Genomic DNA, 1445 nt, shown 5'->3' with positions numbered 1-1445 from the left:
TGAACTGACCCACAAAAGTTGGACAGTTTGATTAGGTTACCAGAAGGGATTGAGTTCGGTATTGCACTGGGCTCAATCCCTTTAGTTTTTGTTTGATTCGATCATGGTTGTAGTAGTGGATATATTCCTTTAGCCCTGCTTTAAACGACTGCACACTCTCAAACTTCTCTTGGTAGAAGAACTCGGTCTTCATGATCCCAAACCAGTTTTCCATGACGGCGTTATCTAGACAGTTCCCTTTTCTAGACATGCTTTGGGTAATACCCTTTTGCTTGAGAGCCATCTGGTATGGTGCGATTCGATAATGCCAACCCTGGTCTGAGTGCAGCATCGGTTTATCTTTGGGTTTGAGCTTCTTAAAAGATTTTTGAAGCATTTGCATCACCATGTTCATTTGGGGGCGGTCGGCGATCTCATAGGAGATGACCTCTTGGTTGTACAGATCTAATACGGGTGAGAGATACACCTTGTGACCCAAGACATTGAACTGCGTGACATCGGTTACCCATTTTTGATTGGGGGCAGTAGCTGTGAAGTTACGCTCAAGCAAGTTGGGAGCCGCCTTACCTACAGATCCTCTGTAGGATTTATAGCGCTTAGGTCTCACGGTCGATTTAAGGTGAAGTCTGCCCATGAGCTTTTGCACCGTCTTCGGATTGAGGTAGCAGTTTTGATGTCCTAGCTCCTCTTGCACACGCCGATAACCATAGCGACCTTTGTGGCGATGGTAGATGGTCTTAATGCTCTCCTTGACCTCGCGATAGGGATCCGCCTTAGTACCAGCGCCAAGCTGATAGTAATAGACGCTTTTGGCCATATTAGCTACCCCCAGAATCGTTTGTAAGGGGTGTCGCCGCCTTAACTCAGTGATGACTTGGGCTTGTTCTTGCTTGCCAAGTACTTTTGCTGGGCTAAGGCTTGCAGCTTTTTTAGGTAAGCGTTCTCCACCTCTAAATAGTGCAACTTACGTAGGAGCTCATCAGGCGTGAGCTCAGAAGAAGGTTTGGCTAAAAGTGCTTGGATCTCATGACGTTTAGGCATCGATGGTCGTCCCTTAGGTTTGGGTTCTAGGGCTGTAATACCACCTTTATTGTAGAGGCGCTGCCAAACCAAAATGGTACTAGGGGAGGCAATGTTGAAGTGGGCGGCCGCCAAGCGTGGGGATGCCCCGTAGGCGCTGATGTGCTCAAGAACTAATAGCTTGAACTGTGGAGTGTACTGTTGATAGCCCCTCTTTTGCAGGCCAGATATCCCATGTAGTTTATAGGTCAAAACCCATTTACGAACATCGGTGGTATTAAGGTCATAACTATTGGCTACCCTGAGGTAGCCCCCAGACTTTAAATACTCAGTAACTACTTTTAGCTTGAACTGCGTACTGTATTTGCTCATGAAGCTGACCCCTTTGAGTTGGATTTGGTGTCCAACTTTTGTGGGTCAGTTCA

The 1445-nt window shown here is 46.9% G+C and carries 1 protein-coding gene; it reads right to left on the bottom strand.

Annotated elements, in window-relative coordinates; all coding sequences use genetic code 11:
- Positions 1-31 precede the first annotated feature (31 nt).
- A protein-coding gene (locus ICN12_RS10725) for an IS3 family transposase (RefSeq protein WP_216272498.1) occupies positions 32-1392 on the bottom strand; the annotation gives its coding sequence in 2 pieces (ribosomal slippage) (positions 32-933 and positions 933-1392; 1362 coding nt in all).
- Between the last annotated feature and the right edge of the window lie 53 nt (positions 1393-1445).

Source organism: Polynucleobacter sp. AM-25C3 (assembly GCF_018882335.1).
Taxonomy (GTDB): Bacteria; Pseudomonadota; Gammaproteobacteria; order Burkholderiales; family Burkholderiaceae; genus Polynucleobacter.
This window is presented reverse-complemented; position numbering and strand designations above follow the sequence as displayed.